We start from the raw sequence: 23,337 nt of genomic DNA, 5'->3' as shown, positions 1-23,337 counted from the left end.
GCTGCGCTGCACTCCTCGCGCTCACCGGGCTGGCCTTTCGTTCGCGACTGCGGGGCTCCGCTGCGCTGCACTCCTCGCGCTCACGCGATCACCTCGGCCGGGTCGGGCGCCGGCAGGAACCGGGCCGGCCGTTGCGGCTGGCTCATCGACCGCACCCAGGCCAGCAGGCCGATGAAGGCGGTGCCGAGGACGGCCATCACCAGCTGACCCACCGGTGTGCCGTACGGCCTGATGTACTCGGCGTTGACCAGCCCGTACGCCAGGGTCGCCAGCGTCATTCCGGTGAGGAAGCGGACCGCGAAGCGCGGCTGGGTGCGCTTGGCCTCGATCTCCCGACGGGTGGCCACCTCCGCGGACGCCGCGCCGGCGATCGAACCGAGCACGTCACCCAGCCGCTCACCCCGGTCGGACAGGTGCAGGATCAGCGCCGCGACCACCTGGTCGCAGACCGGGTCGGCGATCTCGTCGGCGAACGCCAGCAGCGCGGAGCGGGCCATCCAGCCGGCCTGTAGCCGGGCGGCGAGCAGCCGTACCTCGTCCTCGACGCCGGGTGGCACGCTCCCGATCGTCCCGATGATCGCCTGCTGGAGGCCCTGCCCGGTGCCGGAGACGTCCTTGAGTCGGCGAGTCCACTCGCCGACCGCCTCGATCCGGGCGATCGCCCGCTGTTCGGCCTTGCCCACCCCGAACAGCCACGGGGTGCCGGGCACCGCCACCGCCACCAGCAGGCCCACCACCGGCAGCCCGGTCAACAGGAACGCCAACGCGCCGGCGACCAGCGCGGCGACCAGCAGTGCCTGGTAGGCCCGCTGCTCGGCCGGAGTGCTGCCCGGCCCGCGCCACAGTCGGCTCAGCCCCGGCCCGCTGCCCGGGCGCGGCCCGGGGGGTCTACGGGTGCCGACCAGCGCGACCACGGCCAGCAGCAACCCGGCCACACAGGCGGCCCCGGAGACCACCGCGATCAACTCCAGGCTGCCGAGCATCAGGTCACCGCCGGGCCAGTCGGGTCTGCCGAGGCCGCCGCCAGGCGCCGGCACCGGCCTCGACCCACCGGGTCAGCAACCGCGCGTCGTAACCCACCCGCAGCAACTGGTCGCGGACCCGTTCCGGCAGGTGCCGGGGGACCGCACGACCGTCCGGGCCGGGCCCGAAGACCGTGGTGGTGGTGATCCGACCTGCTTCGCCGGCCCCGATCACCTCCTCCACATGGGAGACGAACCGGTGTTTCCGCCCGCCGATCGCGGTCTCGTCCTCGATGGTGACGTAGACGATCAGGTCGAGCGCGTTGCCGGCCATCCGGCGGGCCTGGTCGACGGTCATCTCGCGGCCGTGCGCCAGGGCCAGCTCGACGATCCGTTCACCCACCCCGGCGGCGGTACGGGCGTGGATGGTGCACATCGACCCCCGGCTGGTGGTCATCGCCTGGAGCATCGGCACGATCTCCCGGGACCGCACCTCGCCCACGATGATCCGCAGCACGCCCATCCGCAGCGACAGCGGGATCAGGTCGGCGATGGTCACCTCACCGGCCGGGCGGCCGTCGAAGCCGCGCTCGCCGTGGCCCTCCCGGGCCTCGAAGCTCATCACCGCCCGGTGCCGCTCCCGGCGACGGGCCGGGAGCAGCTCCCGACTCTCCTCCAGCAGCACGTACGGCTCGTCGGGCGGGATCTCGTTCATCAGCGCCCGGATGACAGTGGTCTTTCCGGCACCGGCCAACCCGGCGACCATGATGTTCAGACCGGCGCGCATCGCGGCGCGGAGGAAGTCGCGCAGCAGCGGGTCGATCATCTCGTCCAGGTCACCTCGGGCGCCCGCGAGGTCGTCGAGGCTCACGTCCAGGGTGTTGTGCTTGCGGATCACCGCGTACGGGCGGTGGCTGACCAGGAACACCGCGGCCAGCCGGCTGCCGTCGGGCAGTTGCAGGTCGAGGGTGGGCTTCACGGTGGAGAGGGACCGCTCGGTCGCGCCCGCCCGACGGGCCGCCGCCTGGAGGATCTCCACCAGCTCGGCGTCGCTGTCGGCGATCGGCTCGGCCCAGTCCACCCCACCGCCGTGCCGGGTGATGCGGACCTGGTCGCAGCCGAGGATGTGCACCTCCTCGATGGTGTCGTCGACCAGCAGCGTCTGTAGCCGGCCGAGCCCGACCAACTCGGCGGTCACCTGATCGAGCAGCAGGCGTTCGTCGCCGGCAGCCATCGGCGTGCCGGCCCGGCGCACCGAGTCCGCGTACGCGGCGACCACCGTGACGGCGAGTCGGGCCCGCTCGGTGTCCTCCTCCTCGACGGTGAACTCCCGGCCGCGCTGCCAGAGGGTGAGCCGTTCGGTGAGTTCCCGACGCAGCTCCCGGACCACCTGGAAGTCCATCCGGGGCCGGGGCGGCGACTCCGGTGGCGGGGTGGCCGCGGGTGCCGGCTGCGGCTGTGGCCCGGACTGGTGGTGCCGGCCGTTCGGCCCGGCCAGAGGCGGCGCGGTGGAGGTCACGCCCGGTGGCTGTTGGCGCGGATCGGTGGAGACCGGCTCAAACCGCATCCGGCACCCCCTGCTGCACGGGCCACGCCAACCGGGCCCGTCGCCGCTCCAGGAGCGCCCCGATCGGGACCTCCAGCGCGGCCGCCGCGCGCATCAGCGGCCGTCCGGCCCGCACCGTCCCGCCCAGGGCGAGCACCCCGGCGGTACGCGGATCGTGCGGCAGCCGTGCGATGACCGGCAGTTTCAGGGCGCGGCTGATCTCGGCCCGCCCGTGCCCGCCGCCGACCAGCAGCAGCCGCAGTGTGCCCGGGGGCACCCGGTGCTCGACGAAGTCCCGTTCGATCGCGGTGACCACGGCGCGGGTGCCGGAGAGGTCCGGCAGGTGTGCCCGGGTCACCAACAGCACCACCGAGGCGGCCCGCAGCACCGGCCACGGCGGTCCGGTCACGTGCAGTCGGCCGCAGTCGACCAGGACGTCGTAGCCGGGGGTGCCGCGGTCGAGGGCGTCGAAGTAGTCGGCGAAGCGCTGCCAGAGCGGGGTGACGCTGCCGCTCTGAGCCGGGTCGACGAGGCCGGGCAGCAACAGCCGTTCCCGGCGGGGTGCGTCCAGGTCGACGAGCTGCGACCAGAACGCGGTCTCCAGGTTGCCGTCGCGCAACTCCCCGACGGCCAGCTCTCCGATGCCGCGCGGGCCGTCCAGTTGGCCGCCGAGGTATCCGGCGAGGATCGAGCCGCCGGCCGGGTCACACTCGGCGATCACCAGCCGTCGGTGCCAGGCCAGCGCGCAGGCCAGCGCCGAGGTCGTGACGCCGGGCGAACCCTTCGCGGACACCAGCGCGATGATCGCCATGTTCAGGCCGCCTCGGTCAGCACGACGGCGAGTCGTTCCTGTGCGGCGAGCGCCACCACGGCGGGCACATCACGGGTGAGCAGCGCCAGGTACAGGACCTTGTCGTCGTTGGCCGGGCTGACCATGTCGATGACAGTGGCCGCGAACCGGGTGCCGGCGGCGGCGGCCGTGTCCCCGTTGGCGTTGTTGTCCGGGGTGCTGACCAGCAGGACCTTGTCGCCGGGGTGCAGTTCGCGGGCCGGCACCTGGGCGGTCTTCAGGCCGAGCGCGATCTGCTGCTGGCCGGGGCCGAGCAGCGGATCGTTGGTGACCTGTCCCAGGGTCAGCAGCGTGCCCGGAAGCAGCGCGACCGCGGCCCGTTTGCCGACCACCTCGTCGAGCCGTCCGGCGGGCACCGGGCGCAGCCCCTGGCCGCCGGCGACCTGGACGGTGACCAGGTCGGCGGCGCTGATCTCGCGGCCCACCTCCACCGGTCGGGCCACCGCCAGATAGCTACCCGTGGCCCGTACGGAGGTGACCGCGAACGCGGCGCCCAGCCCGCCCAGGGCGATCAGGAGTACGGCGAGACCGAGCAACCCGGGGCGTACCCGGCGCTGCCGGACCACCGTGGGCGGGGTGACGGGCGCGTCCAGCGACGGGGTCCCGTTGCGCGTCGCGAGGCTCATCTGGTGACCACCTGGAGTTCGTTGATCCTGATCTGCACGATGCCGCTTCTCCGGGTCTGCGGGATCACCCGCCTCGTGGCGTCGCTGTTGGTCCACCAGTTCACCGTCCAGTGCGTGGTGGCGGTGACCTTGTAGGTGTCTGCCTTCGAGTAGCCCTCGTCGTAGCCGCAGTCCGGGGAGGTGGCACCCGCCCGCGTGCCCGTGGCCTTGTACTCGGTGCCGGCGCCGTAGCAGGTGACCTTCTCGCCGTTGCCCATGTCCCAGACGATCCGGTCGACCTTCGCTTCGATGTAGACGGTCAAACCCCGGTCGGACTCGTCGGCGTATAACGGGCCGAAGTAGTTCTTTCCCGCGGTTGCCCACATCCACACGGGCAGGCCGACCAGGCCCGGACCGATGTCCTTACGGGGGGCGACCTTCAGCCGCGCCGGCAGCAGCTTGATCGACGCCAGGGCGCGACGGGCCAGCTCCTCCGGGTCCGGCGGCGCGCCGAAGCCGGCCGGCGGATCGGCCAGCGCCACCGGCTGCTGGCTACCCAGGTCGCCGCCGTTGCAGGTTTCCAGGTACCACTGGTGACCCTCGGGGGGCTCGATCGGCATCTCGGTCAGCTTGTAGTAGCACCCGTTGCCGTTGTTGAACCAGCCCAGGTCCTCGTCGTAGCAGGCGATGGTCCGTCCGTTCCACTGGCAGACGCCGCCGCCACCGCCACCGTCGTCCCCGCCCCCACCGTTGTCCCCGCCCCCGGGATCACCGGGATTGCCGGGCTCGTCGTCCCAGACGCTGCAGTCGGGTTGGTCGGGTGGGCAGCCCGCTCCCGGGTCGGCCCGTAGGGCGGCGTCGGCCGGCGGGGTCGCACCGACCACCAGCAGGAGCGTGAGGCCGATTCCGGCGAGCACCCGTCGGGTTGTCGCGGCCCCGCTCAGCACGGCTGGTCCCGGTGCGTCGCGCCGTAGTTGATCAGCCAGCGGCCGTCGGGATAACGGGCCGCGGTGGCGGTGGAGAGGTGTCTGCCGCCGCCGCTGCCCGGGACCGGGCGCTTGTCCTTCGCGTAGACCAGTCGGTAGCCGGTCGTGTCCAGGCAGTCCTGGATCTCCACGGTGGCCGGCTTCGCGTCCAGGCTGACGGCGGTCACGGTCGGGTCGGACTTGAATGTCCCGGTACGCATAGCGCCGTGCTCCTTAGCCTCGCGAATGGACACCCGAACCCGAGTCAAAAGTGGATCACCGAGGAACCGGGACAGTTCCGGTGAACGGGGATCACTGCGCAGGCCCGCCGTGCGCGAGGCCGCGAGATACCCGGAGTACGCGTCAAGTGCCGCCTTTTCGGCAGCGCGTCGTTCGACGTCGGGATCGGTCCGGGGCCTGTTGTCGCGAACTTCCGTAGGCCGTTCGGCCGTTTCCCGTCCGCTGGCGCATGCGGTGACCGGCATCGCCGCCACGACCGCCAGCAGGCAGATTGCCGCTCTTCTGAGCTGCCGTCCGCGCACCGTCGAGCCTCCTCGTGGTCGCCCGGGGCGGTGACGGTTCACCGCCGTCGGGCATGCGGAAGCGCGCCCGGATCAGCACATCCGGAGCCGTTCATTGCGCTTCTGCATTCACCGTTACGGATCTTTTGCGAATTCGGGGTCCTGTGTCGTCCGATGGTGAAGGTGAGGCTTGCGTCACACCCAAGGGGCGAGCATAGGCTGACGCTCGCCGATGCAACAGAGGCAATTCGAGCGAACACTCTGCGTGATGACAGGTGGTGGTGGCGGGTGTCCACACTGCGCCCCGAGCAATGGTCGAGCGAAAGGTCGTTATTGATGGGGCGGCACCGGGTCGGATGGGCTCACCGGAGTCTCACCACCGGTCCCGGGAGTGGGACATCGTGGCCTCATCCCGGCATTCGAACGGCCTTGTCGACCGCTCGGCGGACCGCCTCGTCCGACTCGCAGGCGGTCGAGAGCCCCTCCGCAGGCTTCGGCCGGCAGGTCGCTTTCTGCGCCATCCGCTACACCGCAGCGGGTGCTCGATCACGATCCGTGTTCGTCGACACGAGGGAGCGTTCGGCCGCACGGGAGGCGACATGGCGCTGACCGGCCCCCCAGCGGCCGTCCCCGGTCGGGAAACCCCGCCCGATCGGAGCCCGGCACCCCCACCGTCCGGCGCTACGACCGAATCCGCCCGTCGGGCAACGTCCTCTCCGCTGCCGGAACGACGAGCGGGGCACGTTCCGGGGGTGGCGCGAAGTCGGGTGTCGGCCGGGCTCGCGATCCTCGCGATCAGCCCGCTGATGCGGTTGGCCGCGCTGCGCTACGCCGTACCCCCGGGCCTGCCCAGCCGGACCGCCTGCGACGCCTGCGGCGCGCCGGTCGGCCTGACCCGCCCCTGGCCGGCGCTGGGTCCGGCCGCCCGGTGCGTTCGCTGCCGCGCCCGGGTCGGCCCACCGCCGGGCACGGTCGAGCTGGCCGTGCTCGCGGCGGCGGTGCTGCTGACGATTGCCGGTCCGTCGGGCGGGACGCTGCCGGCCCTGATCTGGTGGCTCGGCTGGACCATCCCGGCGATCTTCGTCGACCTGGCCGTGCATCGGTTGCCGGACCGGCTCACCCTGCCCGCGGCGGCCGGGACCTGGCTGCTGCTCGGCGTCGCCGCGCTCGACGCCGACCCCGGTCACTGGCTGCGGGCCGTCCTCGGCGGCACGGGGCTGGCGCTCTTCTTCGCCAGCACTGCGCTGCTGCTCGGTCGGCGCGGCTTCGGGCTGGGCGACGCCAAGCTGGCGCTCAGCGTCGGAGCGCTGCTCGGCTGGTACGGCTGGCCGGTGCTGCTGTTCGGGTTGCTGCTCACCTCCGGGCTCTCCGCCCTGGTGAGTCTGGGCCTGCTGGCCACCCGCCGCGCCAACTGGAGCACGCACCTGCCGTTCGGCCCGTTCCTGCTGCTGGGCACAACGGCTGCCCTCCTGCTGGCGACCTGACCCGCCGCCCCGATGGGCGGGGAGGGGTACGCCGGTGGTCAGGGGCCAGAGCGGCTGGCCAGTTTGGGGACCGGGCTGTCGGGGCGGTTGGCCCGGCGGCGGAGCACCTCGCCGGTCGGGCGGGCCAGCAACGGGGTGACCACCACGGCGACCAGGGCACCGAACAACACGCCCGCGATCACGTCGTGCGGGTAGTGCACGCCCACGAAGACCCGGGAGAAGGCGCCGAGCGCGGCCAGGGGTAGCGCGACCAGGCCGAGTCGGCGGGAGAGCAGCAGTGTGGTGACCGCCAGCGCGCCGGCGATGGTGGCGTGGTTGCTGGGAAACGACCAGTCGCCCGGGGGTGGGCAGGCGCCCGCGATGATCTCTCGGCCGATGCTCCGGCAGGGGCGCTCCTCGTCCACCACGGTCTTGAGGAACTCACTGCCCACGTACGCCAGGATGGCCGGCACCGGCGCGATCAGGGCGAGTGCCCGGTCGTGCGGGCCGCCGGACCGGCGGCTCAGCGCGGCCATCAGCAGCAACGCGCCGAGCAGCAGGATCACCCCCTCGGTGGCGTGTCCGACGAACCACTGCACCGGCTCTGGGCTGCCGGCGGCGGCGTCGACGACGTCGCTGTACCACTCGGCGCTGATCTCCGGAACGTCCATGCTGCCGTTGTCGAGCATGCATCACCTCACTTCACGTTCATACCCTGTTCACCTTGGGCACACCCTATGAACGCGCCAGAGGGCACCGCTCCTGTCGAAGGTCGGACGCTCCTCACCACCTTCGTCCAGGATTCGCACAGCCGGCTCTGGTTGGCTGGTCCAGGACGACGTCCGCATCCACGGGAGGCTTCGTGCAGACCGGCTCGGCCACCGATCAACCGCAGTCCACCGCCGCGGCGGCGGACGACGAGACCTGGCGGATCCGGCGTACGGAGGCCGACCTGGACCGGCTCGGCGAGACCGAGTCGATCTTCGCGTTGGGCAACGGGTGGATCGGCTGGCGCGGGGTGCTCGACGAGGGCGCCCCGTGCGGAATGCCGGGCAGTTACGTCAGTGGCTTCCACGAGCGGCGCGAGCTGAGCTATCCCGAGGAGGGGTACGGGTTCCCGTCGGCCAGCGACACCGTCATCAGCGCACCGAACGCCGCACTGATCCGACTCTGGGTCGACGACGAGCCGCTGGATCTCCGGACCGGGACGCTGCGCAGCCACGAACGGGTGCTCGACCTGCGTACCGGCGTGCTGCGCCGGGAGACCGAGTGGATCTCACCGGCCGGGCGGGGCGTACGCATCCGCAGCACCCGGTTGGTGTCCCTGCCGCGTCGCCCGGTGGCCGCCGTCCGGTACGAGGTCGAGCCGTTGGACACCGCCGTCGAGCTGCGGGTCTGCTCGGATCTGCTGGCCAACGAGAAGGTGCCGGAGCGTTCGGACGACCCCCGGGCGGCCTCGGTGCCCACCGACCCGCTGACCGCCGAGACGTACCGTGCGACCGGCCTCGACGGCGTGCTGGTGCACCGCACCGAGCGCAGCGGTCAGCGTGTCGCGGTCGCGGTCAGTCACCTGCTGGAGGGGCCGGGCACGGTGACCACCACCGGTGACTGCACCCCGGACCGGGTCCGGCTGACCGTGACGGGTCGCCTGCACCGGGGGGAGCGGTTGCGGCTGACGAAGTTCGCCGCCTACGAGTGGGCGGCGGTCGGCGCGACGCCCGCCGACGAGTTGGCCGCCCTGGTCGCCGCCGAGGCGGACGCGGCCCGCGCGGACGGCTTCGACGCACTGCTCACCGACCAGCGCGCCGCCCTGGACGCGGCCTGGCAGGTCGCCGACGTGCAGCTCGACGGCGATCCGGAGCTTCAGCAGGCCGTTCGGTTCGCGATGTTCCACCTGATCCAGGCCGGTCGTCCGGACTCCGACCGGACCATCTCGGCGAAGGGGTTGACCGGCAACGGCTACGACGGGCACGTGCTCTGGGACACCGAGAGTTACGTCCTGCCGGTGCTCACCTACCTGGCCCCGGCGGTGGCCCGCTCGGCGCTGAGGTGGCGGCACGCCCACCTGCCCGAGGCGCGGGAGCGGGCCGCCGAGCTGCGGTTGACCGGCGCGACCTTCCCGTGGCGCACCATCGGTGGCCGGGAAAGCTCCGGCTACTGGCCGGCGGGCACCGCCGCACTGCATGTCAACGCCGACATCGCCGACGCGGTGTTGCGTTACCTGGCGGCCACCGACGATGAGCGGTTCCTGGCCGAGGCGGGGCTGGAACTGCTGGTGGAGACGGCCCGGCTCTGGCACGGCTTCGGCCACTGGTCGGGCGAGGGCGACTTCCACCTGCACGGCGTGACCGGCCCGGACGAGTACGCCGCGCTGGTCGACGACAACGTCTTCACCAACCTGATGGCGAAGCGCAATCTGCGCGGCGCTGCGGACGCCGCCGAGGGGCATCCCGAGCTGGCCGACCGGCTCGGCGTGGACCGCGACGAGGTGGCCGGCTGGCGGGCCGCCGCCGACGCGATGGCCATCCCGTACGACCGCGAGCGCGGGGTGCACCAGCAGGCCGCCGGCTTCACCGAACAACCCGAGTGGGACTTCGCGAACACCGGCGACGACGACTACCCGTTGCTGCTGCACTTCCCGTACCTGGAGCTGTACCGCAAACAGGTGGTCAAACAGGCCGATCTGGTGCTGGCCATGCAGCTCTGCCCCGGTGAGTTCACCGCCGACGAGAAGGCCCGCAACCTGGCCTACTACCAGGCCCGCACCGTCCGCGACTCGTCGCTGTCGGCGGCCCCGCAGGCCGTGCTGGCCGCCGAGGTCGGGCACCTGGACCTGGCGTACGACCTGTTCGCCGAGTCGGTCCTACAGGACCTGGCCGACCTGGGCGACAAGACCGCCGACGGGCTGCACCTGGCCTCGCTGGCCGGCGCGTGGCTGGCGCTGGTGCAGGGCTTCGGAGGGTTGCGCGACGACCGGCGGGTGCTCTCCTTCGACCCTCGGCTGCCACGACGGATCGACCGGCTGGCGTTCAGCCTGCGCTGGCGCGGCCACCGGCTGCGGGTCACGTTGACTCCGGCCGAGGCCCGCTACGAGCTGCCCGACGCCGCCGCAGATGCCGAGGTCGAGCTGTGGCACCACGGCGAGTCGCTGCGCGTCACCGGCTCCGAGCCGGTCACCCGGCCGATGCCGCCGGTGCCCGACCCCGGCCCGGAGCCGCCCTCCCCGCCCGGCCGCCGCCCCACCCGCCGCTCGACCGACTGAGCCGCCGCGGCCGGTCCAGGGCCCGACCACGGCTCGGGCTCGGACCGGGGCTCCGGGCCCAGGTCGTTGCGGCCCGGGCTCAGGTCGGCGCGAGACCGCCGGCCATCCGCTCGCGGACGGCCTCCAGCTCCTCGAAGGCGTACGCCCAGTTGTGGCACTTGAAGCTGCGCAGGCCGTCGATCGCGGTGTGACAGTCGGAGCAGCGCACCCCGGCGATGGCGTCCGGGATCTCGGTGTTGACGTACTTGCGCTCGCCCAGGATGACCGTGGCGATCATGGCCTTGTCGTGCAGACCGGAGAGCGCCGACGAGACGATGTCGTACCAGGTGACCCGCCGGCGGCACTTCGGGCAGTCGGGTTCGTCGCCGCTGACCCAGAGCGGGGCGCCGATGCTGCGTGCCGGCATGCCGAGCAGTTTCTCCAGCCGCCGGACGTCCGACTCGGGGGTGGTCCAGCGGTGTCGGCCGGGCAGTGATGCGGGCGAGTCGTACACGGCGCGGAACAGGTCGTGATCGACCTGCACGGTCTCGCGCTGAGCCGTCATCGGCGTCCCTCCTCGTTGAGTCGGTGCCCCCACCGTGGTCAGCGGTGACCATGGGCGCAGCCGGATCAACGACACGAGGGGTCAGCGGGTCGTCGCCACGGGTGCTAGACATCGGTTCCGCTCCCGCCGCCGAAGGGATCCCGCATGACCGACCAGCCGGCACCTGACGTCACCACCCGACCCAACGTCGCCCGGATGTACGACTACTTCCTCGGGGGCAGCCACAACTTCCCGGCCGACCGGGCCGCAGCCGACCGGGTGCTGGAGATCTTCCCGGAGACCGGGGTCGCCGCCCAGACCAACCGGCACTTCCTGCGCCGAGCCGTCCGGTACGCCGCCGAGCAGGGCGTACGCCAGTTCCTGGACGTCGGGGCCGGGTTGCCCACCCAGGACGCCGTGCACCAGGTGGTGCGGGCCGTGGCACCCGACGCGCGGGTGGTCTACGTCGACTACGACGAGGTGGCCGTCGGGTACGCCCGGCAGTTGCTGACGGGTGTACCCGGCACCGCGGTCGTGCGGGGCGACCTGCGACGACCGGACGAGCTGCTCGCCCACCCGGACGTGCGGGCCACCCTCGACCTGGACCAGCCGGTGGCGGTGCTGCTCCTCGCGGTGCTGCACTTCGTGCCGGACCACGACGACCCGTGGGCGGCGGTCGCCCGGCTGCGGGACGCCACCGTGCCCGGCAGTCACCTGGTGCTGTCCCACCTGACGTTGGACGGCATCCCGCCGGAGCTGGCCGAGCGCGGCCAGGCCGTCTACCGCAACAGCAGCGCCCCCCTGGTGCCCCGCACGCGCGCCGAGACGGCACGCTTCTTCGCCGGGTACGACCTGGTGGAACCCGGCCTGGTCGCCACCACCCGGTGGCGACCGGACGGTGAGCCGGAGACCGTGGACGCACACGGGTACGCGGGGGTCGGCGTCCGCCGCTGACCCCGCTTTCGCCTCCGGTGGCCGGCCTCGGGTGGTACGACGGACGCAGGGCGTGCGCCAGCGGGAGGAGCGCCGATGGCGAGCAGACCCGAGCGGCTGCTGCGGGGCGGTGACTCGCCGCTGAGCGCCTCGTTCCTGGAGCTCTTCTTCGACCTGGCATTCGTGCTCGCCCTCAGTCAGCTGGCCGCCCACCTGCTGCACGACCTCAGCGTCGCCGGCGCGCTCCGTACCGCCGTGCTGTTGACCGGGGTCTGGTGGATCTGGGTGACCACCACCTGGTTCGCCGACTGGTACGACCCGGAGAGCCCGGCGGTGCGGGGGTTGCTGGTCGGCGCCGCGCTGGGCAGCCTGCTGGCCGGGGTGGCGATCCCGCAGGCGTTGGACGGGCGGGGCCTGCTCTTCGCCGGCGCGTACGTCTTCGTGCATGTCGGCCGGGGCGCGTTCACCGTCCTCGCGCTGCGCGGTCACCCGCGGCAGAGCCGGGCGCTGCGCATCCTCTGCTGGTTCAGCGTCTCCGCCGTACCGTGGCTGGCCGGTGGGTTTCTGCCGGAGTGGCGGGTGCCGCTCTGGCTGCTCGCCCTCGCCGTCGACCTCACCGGCCCCCGACTCGGCTGGCCCACTCCACGGATGGGCCGGACCCGGCCGCAGGAGTTGCGCCTGGCCGGCGAGCACTTCGCCGAGCGGTACCAACAAATCATGATCATTGCGCTCGGCGAGCTCGTCCTGGTCGCGGGCATCTCGTATGCCGGCACCGACCTCGCCCTTGCGCAGACCGCCGCGTTCCTGCTGGTCTTCGCCACCGGGGTGCTGATCGGTCTGCTCTACGTCACGCCCGCCGGTCAGCGCCTCGGCCCGGCCATCGAGCGCGCCGACCCGTCCCGACTCGGCGTCACCACCGGATACCTGCACCTGGTGATGGTCGCCGGGCTGGTGGTCACCGCCGTCGGCGCCGAACTGAGCATCGCCCACCCCCTACGGGCCGGCGACAGGACGGCGGTCCTGGTCATCCTGAGCGGTCCAACGCTGTTCCTCGCTGGGCGGATCCTCTTCTCGGCGGCGATCCACCGTCGACTCTCCTGGCCCCGGGTCGCCGCCCTGTTCGTGCTGATCGGTGCGGCGGCGGTCCCACGGCTGCCGCTGTTGGCGGTCAGCGCGGTCGCCACCGGCGTGGTGCTCGTGGTGGTCGTCCTGGACCACGCCGGAATCCGGTCCTACCGCCACATCCAGCCCCGATGACGGTCGCGCCATCGGCTTCTGTTTTCACCTCCGGTCCGCTCGCGTACCGGATATTGGTGTTTGGCCGCCGCTTGCCCGCTACTGCTAAGTTGGGTGGTTCAGATCGCGAATGTGCCGGTTGCCTGGTTAGGAGCCCCAACTTCAGATGGACGTTATTGCGGCAGTGGCAGCGGCCCTTTCCGCCGTAGTGGCAATAATTGCGGCCCACTTCGCCTTGCAGAACGCCAAGGGTGCCGTACGCAGCGCAGAGATCGCTGGGAAGGGCTTGCAGCGGCAGAATGTCGCCACTCTGTTCAGCGGGTTCAATGTTGCTAATGAAGCGACGCTGGCTCACCCGGAGTTGCTGTATGAAGTGCATGGCTTGGATCGGTCGACGAGCCTTGACGAGGCGAGAAGCATCGCCTATCTCAGCGTGCTCCTTGATGCCTTTCAGGGGTTCTATGACGACCTGTATGAGGGTGACTTCGCGCGGATGGCGAAGGATATGAAGGTTCAATCGACATTCTTGAACAGGATTCTGGCGGTGCCAGCCAACCATGACCGGTGGCGGGTGGCCCAGGAGATCTACTATGGCGACTTCGACAAGTCCTTCGTCGAAGCCGTGAACGACATCATGGCTTTCGAGCAGGGGCGGGCCGCTGCCGGGCTCAGTGTCGGCAATGCGCCGCATCCTCGCGGCGGCGGAGCCGAGGCGCTTTGATCGCGGTCGAGACCTAGCTCCCGTCCATATGCCTGACTAAAGTCAGGTATATGGACTCGGGTCTCATCGCCGCCGTGCGGCGGTTCAATCGGACGGTCACCCAACGGGTGGGCGCGCTCGACGACGAGTACATGGCCCAGGGGCGCCCACTGGGCCAGGCTCGGTTGCTCTGGGAGATCGGCCCCGCCGGTGCCGAGGTCGCCGCCTTACGGGCCCGGCTCGGCCTGGACTCCGGATACCTCAGCCGCCTCCTGCGCACCCTGGAGAACGACGGCCTCATCGCCGTGGGGTCGGCCGACCAGACCGGTGGCGACGGCCGCGTCCGCGTCGCCACCCTCACCGACGCCGGCCGAACCCAGTGGGCCGACCTCGATCAGCGGTCGGACGATCTCGCCGCCTCGATCCTCGAACCGCTCACCGAAGAGCGTCGCGAACGACTCGTCACCGCCATGGCCGAGGTCGAACGGCTACTCATGGGCTCGATGGTCGTCATCGAGCCGTGCCCGCCGAGCGATCCGCGAGCCCGTGCGTGCCTGCGGGCCTACGTCCGCGAGATCGCACGACGAATTGACGGCGGGTTCGACCCCGCACTGAGCAAACCGCTCCCCGATGAAGCGCTCGTCCCGCCCAACGGGGTGCTTTTGCTCGCCACCCTCAACAGCGAACCGATCGGCTGCGGCGCGGTCAAACTTCACCCCGACGCGCCCGCCGAGGTCAAACGGGTGTGGGTGGCCGACACCGTACGCGGGCTCGGCGTCGGGCGGCGGCTGCTGGGCGAGCTGGAACGGTACGCGGCCGAGCGCGGTGCGACCGCGGTCCGGCTGGACACCAACCGCAACCTCACCGAGGCGATCGCCCTGTACCAGGCGACCGGTTACCGGGAGATCGAGGCGTACAACACCGAGCACTACGCCCACCACTGGTTCGAGAAACGGCTGGTGACGGCGTAGCGGTCGGGTCAGCTCCCGGGCGACGTCGGTCCTTCGGGTCCACCGGTTGGCCGGCGGCTAGCCGACGAAGGGCTGCCGGCGTGGAAGTATCGATGGATGTTCAAGCGACTGTTCGAGGGGCGGTCGGAGCGCTGCCGCGGTTGCGGGCTCCAGATTCCGCAGGGCGAGCGGAGTGACGTCGAGCGCAGACACAGCACGCCATGGTGCAGGTCCTGCCTTGATCTGCTCGTCGCGGAGAAGCGGAACAGAGAGGAACGAGAGCGCAACGAAGCCCGGGACCTGATCCGCCGTTGGCTGGACAACGCCCCGACGTACGAACCGACCCACCCGGCCCGGGATTGGCAGCGGCATGAGGCGCTCCGGGACCAGCACCTTCCGCGAGGTGAGCCTCTGCTGCATGTCCTCGATTTCGGCGATGCGCAGGACGCCCTGACGGAGCTGCGGCTACAGGGGTCCCAACTGTCTGACCGGGAGTGGCCGGCGCCCTTCCCGGAGAACCGGCGGATTGGTCTCATCAGTTTCGAGGATCGTGCGTTGCGTGAGTTCGACAGGCTCGCCGCGGACCCCTATGCCGCTGTGCCCGGGCACCTCGACGCGCTGTACCGCCTCTATCTGAGCGGATCTGGCACGAGCATGGAGGCGCGGCAGACCACCTACATCGGCAGCGTCTACCGCAGCTGGGACCGCATTCACGTGGTGTGGATCGAGACGTTGCGGGAAACCATCTACGGGTAGCCGTCGCGTCCCCCACCGAACCCGCCGGCCGGGCCTTCCGCCCACTGCAAGCGGCTGCTGTCCGGGTGCCCGTCAGTCCTTGCTCGCATTTCAGCGGGACGCTGTTGTCGCCGCGATGGCGGCGAACGATCGGATCAGTTTCGTCTCGTTGCCGGTGCGCCAGATCAGCCCCCACTGGGCAGGCGGGGCATCGCTGATGGGCACATAGGCGATGTCCGGCCGGGCGTAGTAGCGGGCGGCCTGGGCGTGGACGGGCGAGACGGCCTCGCCGGTGGCGAGGATCGGGATCATCTCCTGAAAGTTGGAGACGGACGGGCCGATGCGGATCAGACGGCCACTGGGTGTGCGCAGGGGCACCAGGATCTCCCGCCAGTAGTCCGGCCGGGCCCCGCCCATCACCGTCTCGTCCGCCAGATCCTCGTAGGAGACCGACTCACGGCTGGCGAACCGGTGCCCTGCCCCGACGGCCAGCACGATGGGTTCGGTGTAGATCACCGGGCCGACGGTGAGGTCCGGCTCCTTGACGGGCAGCCACACGATCTGCACGTCGATGTCGCCAGCGCGCAGCTGACCGAAGGGATCACCGAAGTCGACATGCCGGAGCTGCACCTCGCACTCAGGGTGGTCCTTCGCGAACCCGTCGAACAACTCGCGGAAGTCGTGAAGGTTGACGGCGATCGACCCGACCCGCAGCACCCCGGTCTTGCCGCGGGCGGCGAGCCTGGCCCGGTCCATGCCCTCGTGCAGACCTCGGTACATGGGCCGGATGTCGTCGAAGAGCCGTTGGCCGATCGGTGTGAGTGCCACCTGCCGGTTGTTCCGCTCGAACAGGGCGGCGCCGATCCGACGTTCCTGCTTCTTGATCGCCTGGCTGACCCGGGCCTGGGTCACGTGCAGCCGCTCGGCTGTGCGGGTGAAGTGCAGTTCCTCCGCCAGGGTCAGAAAGATCTCGATGTCGCGGAGTTCCATGTACTGTTCCCGATCCACGCATTAGCGAAGGGTTATGGCACGTTACCAGTTGTGATCTTGTAGCCCGGTGCCTCGCCGGGCAGGCTGATGGACGCCGCCGCTGAACAGCATCCGGCAGCCTGAACGAGGAGATCGTCGTGCGTAAGCTCGTGTATTACATCGCCACCACCCTGGACGGCTTCATCGCCGGCCCCGACGGCGCCGACCCCACCGGCCCCGGCGGGTTCTGGCCCGTTCCAGACGACTACCTGCGCCACCTCGTCGCGGAGTACCCGGAGACCCTCCCCGGCCCGGCCCGGCAGGCGTTCGGCATCACCGACCAGGGCAGCCGGTTCGACACCGTGCTGGAAGGGCGTCACTCCTACGAGGTGGGGCTGAAGGCCGGCGTGACCGACGCGTACCCCCACCTGCGCCACCTGGTGTTCTCCCGCACGCTGGGCAGCAGCCCGGACCCGGCCGTCGAGGTCATCGACCAAGACCCGATTGCCACGGTACGAGAGCTCAAGCGGCACGACGGCAGGGACGTCTGGGTGATCGGCGGTGGCGCCCTGGCCGGTGCCCTGTACCCCGAGATCGATCAACTGATCGTCAAGCTCGCCCCGTTGACCATTGGCGCCGGCATCCCGCTGTTCGGCCGCAACGCCGTCTTCGCCCCACGCGCCTGGCGTCTGACCGACCACACCGTGCTGGATAGTGGCGCCCTCTTCCTGACCTACACCCGCACCGAGGCCGGAGACGAGTCCGCATGAGCACATTCCCCGGCGTCACGATCCGTCCCATCACCGGGCCGGACGAGATCGCCCTGTTCAACCGCCTGCCGTACACCATCAATCACGAGCTCGACGACGACCTCGCCGACAAGCGCCGCCGGCCGGAGTGGATGTGGGTGGCCCTGCACGGCGACCGTCTGCTGGCCAGGGTCGCCTGGTGGAGCCGAAGCGGCGACAGCACCCCGTTGCTGTTGGACATCCTCGACGTCGACGACACCGCCGAGGACCTGACCGAGGTGGCACAGGCGTTGTACGAGACGGCCGCCAGGCAGGTCCTGCCGACCGGGACCACCCCTCCCGAGTACGGGCGCTTCATCCCGGCGGACTGGCGCGAGGACCCGGACGCGTACCGGGCGGTGCGACTGAGGATGGGCGTACTGGAGAACGCCGGCGCACACCTGACGGTCGAACGGCTGCGCCTGGAATGGAGCCCGGCGGCAGGCGTACCGACGCCGGACCGCCGCCTGGCCTTCCGCCCGGTCAGCGACACCGACGAACTGATCGCGCTGATGACCCGCACCCTGGACGGGACCCTGGACGCGCACAGTCGTAGCGACCTGGCGGAGATGTCCCCGCACGAGGCCGCGGTCAAGCACTACGAGCAGGAGTTCGCCACGTACTCCAGCCCTCGTGAGTGGTGGCGCATCGGCACCCTGGGCGAGGACGGCGAGCCCGTCGGGTTCGTCGTCCCGGCCCGCAACGCCTACCACCCGGTGATCGCCTACCTCGGCGTCGTCCCCGAACATCGGGGCCACGGGTACGTCGACGGGCTCCTCGCCGAAGGTACCCGCATCCTGGCCGAGGAGAACGTGCCACGCATCCGCGCCGCCACCGACCTGGGCAATGCCCCGATGGCGAACGCCTTCGCCCGCGCCGGCTACGTCAATTTCGAGCGCGCCATCAACATGGCCTGGTAGCGCCGGCCGGCCGGCTGTCCCCGCTCAGCCCTTGACCGCCCCCGCGGTGAGCCCTTCGGTCAGGAAGCGCTGCCCGAGGGCGTACATGATCACCACAGGGATGCTGACGAGCAGCGACGCCGCGGCGAGTTGTCCCTGTGGCACGACGTCCCCGGCGATCATCGACTGCATCCCCACCGGGAGCGTCTTGTACTCGTCCTTGGTGATGAACACGAAGGCGAAGAGGAACTCGTTCCAGGCGTTGGTCAGGGTGAAGAGCGCGACCGCCAGCAGCCCGGGCTTGGCGAGGGGCAGCACCACCCGGCCGAACGCCTGGATGCGGCTGCAACCGTCGACAAGCGCGGCCTCCTCCAGCTCGATGGGGATCGACGAGAAGTACCCCACCAGCAGCCAGGTGGCGAACGGCAGCGTGAAGGTCGGGTACGTCACCACCAGCGACCACAACGAGTCGGTGAGCCGGGCGCCGATGAGCATCTGGTACAGCGGGATGAACAGCAGCGCTCCCGGCATCACGTAGGTGAGCAGCACCGTGACGGTGAAGCCCTGCGCCCCGCGGAACCGGAGCCGGGCCAGCGCGTAGCCCGCCAGGGCGGCGCAGACCAGCGCCACCGCCGTGGACGCCGCGGACACCAGCAGGGTGTTGAGGTACCAGCGGCCGAACGGCTGGTTGTCGAACAGGGCGCCGAACTGCTCAAGCGTCCACGGCGTCGGCCACAGGTCGTCGGTGCGCATGACGACCTGGCCCTCGGACTTGAAGGCCGTGACGGCGATCCAGTACAGCGGACCCAGCACGAAGAAGAGCAACCCGGCCAGCGCGGCCCAGGACCCCAGGCCCGACACCACTGACGACGACCGGCGACCGCCCCGGGACTGAAGGGTCGAGACCACCCGGCCGACCCCCGCCGCGACCAGCAGGATCACACCGAGGACCACCGCCGCCTTCCAGAAGATCTGCGGTGACGCCCAGGCCAGCAGGCCGGTGACCAGCGCGGCGACGACCCACGGCAGCGCCCTCCGCGCCGTCCCGGCCCACCGTCGGGTTGCGATCCACCGCGCCGACCGGCGTCGCCGGGGCAGTTTGATCGTGGTGTCCTGGCGTAACAACCGGACCAGGACGAACACCAGCCCGCCGATGATCGGCAGCATGACGAGGGTGACCGCCGCGCCCGCGCCGTACTGGAGTTGCAGGATCGCCTTCGAGTAGGCGATGAGCACGTACGGCGCGGTCACGTCACCCGGGCCGCCCTGCGTCAGCAACCATACGAGGTCGAAGTTGTTGAACGTCCAGATCGAGGACAGGGTCACCGTCACGGTGATCACGTGGCGCAGTCCGGGCAGCGTCACGTTTGTGAACCGCTGCCAGGCCGAGGCGCCGTCGATGGTCGCCGCCTCGTAGAGGTCCGCCGGAATGGCCTTCAACCCCGCGAGGAAACACACGGTGAAGAACGGCACGCCCTTCCAGACGTTGACCAGGATCACCGACGGCATGGCCAGCGACGGGTCGGACAGCCAACCGGCCGGCCAGCTGTCGACCAGGTGCGCGCTGGCCAGCAGCGGCCCGATCCCGGTGGCGGTGAGCAGCGTGTTGACGCTGCCGAAGATCGGGTCGAGCAGCGCGCGCCAGCTGAACGCCGTCACCACCGTCGGCACCACCCACGGCACCAGCAGCAACCCGGCCAGCACGGCCCGCCCACGCCGCCGATGGTGCAGCAGCAGGGCCGCCGCCAGCCCCAGCACGACCTTGAAAACCTCGGCATACGCGGTGAAGACGAACGAGTTCACCACGCCGGTGTGGAACTGGTCGTCGCCGACGAGCGCGAGGTAGTTGTCCAAGCCGACGAAGACGGTGTCCTGCCCGTGCCGTTCGGTGGTGCTGGTGATGATCGACCGGGCGATCGGCACGAGGACGAGCCCGCCGACCAGCACGGCCATCGGCGCCAGGAACAGTGCCGCCAGCCGCCAGTCGCGACCCAGCCGCCGCTGGACCGCCGTGAGGGAGCCGGGTCCCGGCGGTGGGGACTTCCTCGCCGCCGGGACCTGCGCCTGACGGACCGACCTCACTGCCGCAGCCCCTGCTGGTTGAAGATCTGCACCATCTTCGCGTGGGCGGCGGTCACGGCCTGCGCCGGCGCCGTGCCCTGGACGACCTGCTGCATCATGTCGGTGAGGACGTAGGCCGACCCCACCGCCTGCTGGCCCGCGCTTGCCTTCTGTGGGAAGGCCAGGCCGTTCTTCGTGGCCAGCGGCAGCTTCAGTTCAGTGATCTTGCGCAGCATGGGGAACGCCGGGTCGCCGCTGGTGAAGAAGGGGTCGGCGTCCCAGACCTTTTCCCAGGCGGGCATCACCAGGCCGGGCGCCTCCTTCGCCACCCCGAGCAGTGCGGGCGCGCTGACCAGGTACTGCGCCAGGAGCTTGGCGAGCGCCGGGTTCTTGGCGCCCTTGAAGACGACGAAGCCCTGCGACTGGCCGAGGAGCAGCGGATTGTCGGTCGCCGGGCCGATGCAGTCGGAGAAGACGTGGGTGTTCGCGTGTACCGGGTTCTTCTTGGTCCTGGAGTCCGCGTACACGCTGAACTGGTTGCGGGTGTAGCCGAGGATCCCGGCGAGCCAGTTCTCGTTGTTGCTGGTGTCGGTCCAACTGGCGATCCCCGGCGGCAACATCGGCTTGTACTTGGGATTGGTGTAGATGTCGCCGAGGAAGGTCACCGCCTGCACCGTCTCCGGGGTGTTGAAGGTGACCTTCCGGCCGTCGTTGGAGGCGATCGACCCGCCGTAGGCGTTGATCAGCGCCTCGATCATGCCGTTGCCGTCACCGGACCGGTTCACCGTCATGCCCCAGCCGAACCGGCGCTTGGTCGGATCGGAGATCTCCAGGCACAGGTCCCGCAGCTCTTCCCAGCTGTAGATGTCCTTGGGGGAGATGCCCTTGTCCTGCATCCAGTCCTTGCGCAGGAACGACCCGATCCCGATGAAGTGGTACGGGATGGCGAACCACTTGCCGTCGAAGACGCAGAAGTTCTTGGCCTCGGCGCAGGGTTCGCCGAACTTGGCGGTCAGCGCCTGGACGACGTCCGTCACGTCCTCCAGGTCGCCCAGCGCCTGGAACTGCGCGACGAACCGCGAGTCGGTCATGAACGCCAGGTCACGGGCCACCCCGCCCTTGACCTCGGCGTCGATCTTGGCCACCACGTCACCGGCATCGGCCTGGACCAGGCTGTTCTCGATCTTCGTCCCGGTGGTGTCGGCGAACTTCTTGATCGAGCTGTCCAGGGCTTCGTTCGCCGCTGTCGAATACAGCTTCTGCGACAGCATGCCCATCGAGGAGCCCTTCATCGCCGCCGCGGCGTCGATCAGCTCCTGCGGAACCTCCGGCTGCACCTTGCTGGGCGATTCGGAACTGCCCCCACACGCGGCCAGGCCGGCCGCGCCGAGCACCCCCACCCCCATCCCCAGAAAGCCGCGCCGGGACCACACCGGGTTGTCCTTCATGGACATTCGCCTCCTCTGTTTCCGCACACCAGCGCACGCCAAAGGCGTGCCTGTGCTCCAGGTGTCCCTATGACGGCGACCACGGACGCGTCGCCCGCATCGATCAGTGCGCTCGCGTACCCGTTGTTGCGGTTGGTGGGGTTGGCGCGGCAGCGACGGGCCTGCGCTTGCCGCCGCTCACCGGGTAGCGCGACGAGGTTGAGGCGATCGGCGACCGGGCCGACAAAGCGGCACTGACGTTGCAGTTCGGTCGGGCCACGCGACCACCACCGTTCGAGATTTCGAACTGAGTTCGAGATACCGTATCGAGTGGTCGCGACGCTAGAGCAGCGCTGCGAGAGATGTCAATGTTTCGATGTGGTTTCGAGCCGAAAACGGGAGGCGCGCTATCGGGGCTGGGCCCGGTAGCCCATGCGGGCGGACAGCGCCGCCGCGCCCTCGCGAATCAGCCCGGTCCACTCCACGTGCGCCTCGGGCGTCCAGCGGATGATCGGCGCGGACAGGCTCATCGCGGCGATTGTGGCGCCGGAATGGTCCCGGATCGCCGCGGCGACACAACGCATGGCGCTGTCAGACTCGCCGACGTCCACCGCGACACTCTCCACCCGGACCCGCTCGAGATGCTCGCGAAGACGGTCCGGGTCGGTGATGCTGTCCGGCGTCATGCCCGGCAGCTCGCCCTTCGTCAGGACGGCGTCCAGGCCCGCCTCATCGAGGCTCGACAGCAGCACCTTGCCGACCGCCGTGCAGTGCGCCGGCAGCCGCCGGCCCACCCCGGAGACCATCCGGACGGGGTGCGTGCTGTCGAACTTCACGAGATAGATGACATCCGCGCCGTCAAGCACCGCCACGTGGACCGCCTCGTGGCACGCGGCCGCCACGTCCCGCACCACGCACTGCGCCTCGCGTACCAGGTCGAGCCGGCCGGCGAACGCCGCGCCGAGCTGGAACAACGGCATGCCGAGCCGATACTGCACCGGCTGCCCCGGCACGGAGATCAGGTACGAGCGAGCCTCAAGCGTGACGAGCAGTTCGTGGACCGTGGTGCGGGGTAGGTCGAGCCGCTCCATCACCTGGCGGGCCGACAGTTGGGGGCAGTCCAGGAACAGCTCGAGGACGTCGAGTGCGCGGATGACCGCCGGTACCACACGGGGCATGTCGATAGTCCCTTCGCAGCGCCGGACCCATGTCAATGATCTCCACACGGGCCAGCACCTGAAGAGGATATCTACGTCGGCCTCCGGCGCCAGGTGCCGGACACCGCCGCACCCGGGCGATCACGGCCGCAGGCCGGCTGCCCTCCGAGGTCGTTCAGGATCCGGTTGTCTGGTACCTGCGCAGCGCCGCCTCGGCAACCTGAGTGAGGTACCTGTCGCCGCCAGGCTTGTTGCCCTCCGCCTGAACGACCACCAGAGTGGTTCCGATCCGGACGAGCATGCTGTCCCATTCCAGGGTGTCAAGGTCCGACGTCGTGGTGTGGCTGACGTGAACACTGTCATCGCCCAACTGCGGCCCTGGCGCCACCGCGAAGCGATAACTGCCGCCAACGTCCTCGCCGGACGGCGCAAGGGTCGGGCAACGGTCGATGAACGCTCGCAGGTCGGTCATCGCTCGCCGGGCACCGTCATCGGTGTAGGTCCTGAGGACTTCGGTCCCCACCCACAAGCCGCCGGGACCCGCGTCATAGCTGAGGGTGGCCGCGGCTATCGCCGACGGAGTCCCGGTCAGCCGGCGGGCCGACAGCAGCGGGATCATGCTGCGCGAACAGGATGCGTCGACGTCTGCACGCCGATCTCCAGCATCCGCCGCCATGCTGGTCGCGATCTCCACAGTGAAGCCGGGCGGTAGTGACTCCGTGGCCACCAAGCGCGCCGACAGCGTCGCGGAGTACCCGGACCCGCCGGTCGCCGGAACTGATGGG

21 protein-coding genes and 1 pseudogene are annotated in these 23,337 nt (G+C 70.5%); 9 read left to right on the top strand and 13 right to left on the bottom strand.

What is annotated here, in order from left to right; all coding sequences use genetic code 11:
* Window positions 1-80: 80 nt before the first annotated feature.
* The 6 genes and pseudogenes from ACIBD9_RS04235 to ACIBD9_RS04210 all read right to left on the bottom strand — a co-directional run bounded on the left by ACIBD9_RS04235 (window position 81) and on the right by ACIBD9_RS04210 (window position 5,413).
* Window positions 81-1,027: pseudogene (locus ACIBD9_RS04235) on the bottom strand (type II secretion system F family protein).
* Complete coding sequence (locus ACIBD9_RS04230; RefSeq protein WP_396714369.1) at window positions 988-2,529, bottom strand: CpaF family protein; 1,542 nt, start codon at window positions 2,527-2,529, stop codon at window positions 988-990. The pseudogene ACIBD9_RS04235 and the gene ACIBD9_RS04230 overlap by 40 nt, the downstream one beginning before the upstream one ends.
* On the bottom strand, window positions 2,519-3,319 hold the full coding sequence (locus tag ACIBD9_RS04225) for a ParA family protein (protein WP_396714367.1): 801 nt from the start codon (window positions 3,317-3,319) through the stop codon (window positions 2,519-2,521). Before ACIBD9_RS04225 ends, ACIBD9_RS04230 begins: the two co-directional genes overlap by 11 nt.
* 2 nt (window positions 3,320-3,321) lie before the next feature.
* Entirely contained in the window at window positions 3,322-3,984 is a 663-nt protein-coding gene (locus ACIBD9_RS04220) for an SAF domain-containing protein (RefSeq protein ID WP_396714365.1), read from the bottom strand.
* Window positions 3,981-4,910 carry a hypothetical protein gene (locus tag ACIBD9_RS04215; RefSeq protein WP_396714363.1) on the bottom strand — a complete coding sequence of 310 codons (930 nt, stop codon included), beginning with the start codon at window positions 4,908-4,910 and terminating at the stop codon, window positions 3,981-3,983. Before ACIBD9_RS04215 ends, ACIBD9_RS04220 begins: the two co-directional genes overlap by 4 nt.
* A complete protein-coding gene (locus ACIBD9_RS04210; protein ID WP_396714440.1) occupies window positions 4,904-5,413 on the bottom strand; it encodes a hypothetical protein in 510 nt (169 codons plus the stop codon). The genes ACIBD9_RS04215 and ACIBD9_RS04210 overlap by 7 nt, the downstream gene beginning before the upstream one ends.
* An 842-nt stretch (window positions 5,414-6,255) precedes the next feature.
* On the opposite strand from ACIBD9_RS04210, the gene ACIBD9_RS04205 reads away from it, so the two are divergent.
* Entirely contained in the window at window positions 6,256-6,933 is a 678-nt protein-coding gene (locus tag ACIBD9_RS04205; RefSeq protein WP_396714438.1) for a prepilin peptidase, read from the top strand.
* A 38-nt stretch (window positions 6,934-6,971) separates the two neighbouring features.
* Here ACIBD9_RS04205 and ACIBD9_RS04200 read toward each other — a convergent pair whose 3' ends face one another.
* The gene (locus ACIBD9_RS04200; protein ID WP_396714361.1) at window positions 6,972-7,601 is read right to left on the bottom strand and encodes a phosphatase PAP2 family protein; all 630 of its coding nucleotides are present in this window, start codon (window positions 7,599-7,601) and stop codon (window positions 6,972-6,974) included.
* A gap of 173 nt (window positions 7,602-7,774) precedes the next feature.
* On the opposite strand from ACIBD9_RS04200, the gene ACIBD9_RS04195 reads away from it, so the two are divergent.
* Window positions 7,775-10,174 carry a glycoside hydrolase family 65 protein gene (locus ACIBD9_RS04195; protein ID WP_396714359.1) on the top strand — a complete coding sequence of 800 codons (2,400 nt, stop codon included), beginning with the start codon at window positions 7,775-7,777 and terminating at the stop codon, window positions 10,172-10,174.
* A 79-nt stretch (window positions 10,175-10,253) separates the two neighbouring features.
* Here the strand turns inward: ACIBD9_RS04195 and ACIBD9_RS04190 are convergent, their stop codons facing one another.
* Window positions 10,254-10,718: a hypothetical protein gene (locus ACIBD9_RS04190; protein ID WP_354943659.1), complete on the bottom strand. Its 465-nt coding sequence runs from the start codon at window positions 10,716-10,718 to the stop codon at window positions 10,254-10,256.
* Between the two features lie 144 nt (window positions 10,719-10,862).
* Between ACIBD9_RS04190 and ACIBD9_RS04185 the strand changes: the two genes are divergently transcribed.
* The 5 genes from ACIBD9_RS04185 to ACIBD9_RS04165 all read left to right on the top strand — a co-directional run bounded on the left by ACIBD9_RS04185 (window position 10,863) and on the right by ACIBD9_RS04165 (window position 15,272).
* The gene (locus ACIBD9_RS04185) at window positions 10,863-11,651 is read left to right on the top strand and encodes an SAM-dependent methyltransferase (protein WP_396714357.1); all 789 of its coding nucleotides are present in this window, start codon (window positions 10,863-10,865) and stop codon (window positions 11,649-11,651) included.
* A 75-nt stretch (window positions 11,652-11,726) separates the two neighbouring features.
* A complete protein-coding gene (locus ACIBD9_RS04180; RefSeq protein ID WP_396714355.1) occupies window positions 11,727-12,887 on the top strand; it encodes a low temperature requirement protein A in 1,161 nt (386 codons plus the stop codon).
* A gap of 145 nt (window positions 12,888-13,032) precedes the next feature.
* Window positions 13,033-13,587, top strand: coding sequence for a hypothetical protein (locus ACIBD9_RS04175; protein WP_396714353.1), 555 nt, complete (start codon window positions 13,033-13,035; stop codon window positions 13,585-13,587).
* Window positions 13,588-13,637: 50 nt separating this feature from the next.
* Window positions 13,638-14,537, top strand: a complete 900-nt coding sequence (locus tag ACIBD9_RS04170; protein WP_396714351.1) for a GNAT family N-acetyltransferase — start codon at window positions 13,638-13,640, stop codon at window positions 14,535-14,537.
* Window positions 14,538-14,633: 96 nt separating this feature from the next.
* Window positions 14,634-15,272, top strand: coding sequence for a hypothetical protein (locus ACIBD9_RS04165; RefSeq protein ID WP_396714350.1), 639 nt, complete (start codon window positions 14,634-14,636; stop codon window positions 15,270-15,272).
* A 90-nt stretch (window positions 15,273-15,362) separates the two neighbouring features.
* On the opposite strand, the gene ACIBD9_RS04160 is transcribed toward ACIBD9_RS04165, so the two are convergent.
* Window positions 15,363-16,259 (bottom strand): LysR family transcriptional regulator, encoded by an 897-nt coding sequence (locus ACIBD9_RS04160; protein WP_396714348.1) that lies wholly within the window; start codon window positions 16,257-16,259, stop codon window positions 15,363-15,365.
* 119 nt (window positions 16,260-16,378) lie between these two features.
* On the opposite strand from ACIBD9_RS04160, the gene ACIBD9_RS04155 reads away from it, so the two are divergent.
* Both ACIBD9_RS04155 and ACIBD9_RS04150 read left to right on the top strand, forming a co-directional pair.
* Entirely contained in the window at window positions 16,379-16,990 is a 612-nt protein-coding gene (locus tag ACIBD9_RS04155; RefSeq protein WP_396714346.1) for a dihydrofolate reductase family protein, read from the top strand.
* On the top strand, window positions 16,987-17,928 hold the full coding sequence (locus tag ACIBD9_RS04150) for a GNAT family N-acetyltransferase (RefSeq protein ID WP_396714344.1): 942 nt from the start codon (window positions 16,987-16,989) through the stop codon (window positions 17,926-17,928). Before ACIBD9_RS04155 ends, ACIBD9_RS04150 begins: the two co-directional genes overlap by 4 nt.
* Before the next feature lie 24 nt (window positions 17,929-17,952).
* On the opposite strand, the gene ACIBD9_RS04145 is transcribed toward ACIBD9_RS04150, so the two are convergent.
* The 4 genes from ACIBD9_RS04145 to ACIBD9_RS04130 all read right to left on the bottom strand — a co-directional run bounded on the left by ACIBD9_RS04145 (window position 17,953) and on the right by ACIBD9_RS04130 (window position 23,246).
* Window positions 17,953-19,989: an ABC transporter permease subunit gene (locus ACIBD9_RS04145; protein ID WP_396714342.1), complete on the bottom strand. Its 2,037-nt coding sequence runs from the start codon at window positions 19,987-19,989 to the stop codon at window positions 17,953-17,955.
* Entirely contained in the window at window positions 19,986-21,422 is a 1,437-nt protein-coding gene (locus ACIBD9_RS04140; RefSeq protein WP_396714340.1) for an extracellular solute-binding protein, read from the bottom strand. The genes ACIBD9_RS04145 and ACIBD9_RS04140 overlap by 4 nt, the downstream gene beginning before the upstream one ends.
* 380 nt (window positions 21,423-21,802) lie before the next feature.
* Window positions 21,803-22,573: an IclR family transcriptional regulator gene (locus tag ACIBD9_RS04135; protein ID WP_396714338.1), complete on the bottom strand. Its 771-nt coding sequence runs from the start codon at window positions 22,571-22,573 to the stop codon at window positions 21,803-21,805.
* Between the two features lie 154 nt (window positions 22,574-22,727).
* Complete coding sequence (locus ACIBD9_RS04130; protein ID WP_396714336.1) at window positions 22,728-23,246, bottom strand: hypothetical protein; 519 nt, start codon at window positions 23,244-23,246, stop codon at window positions 22,728-22,730.
* Window positions 23,247-23,337 lie beyond the last annotated feature (91 nt).

The organism is Micromonospora sp. NPDC050784 (assembly GCF_044456765.1).
Classification (GTDB): Bacteria; Actinomycetota; Actinomycetes; order Mycobacteriales; family Micromonosporaceae; genus Micromonospora; species Micromonospora foliorum.
The sequence above is the reverse complement of the archived record's forward strand: the minus strand, read 5'-3'. Positions and strand labels throughout refer to the sequence as shown.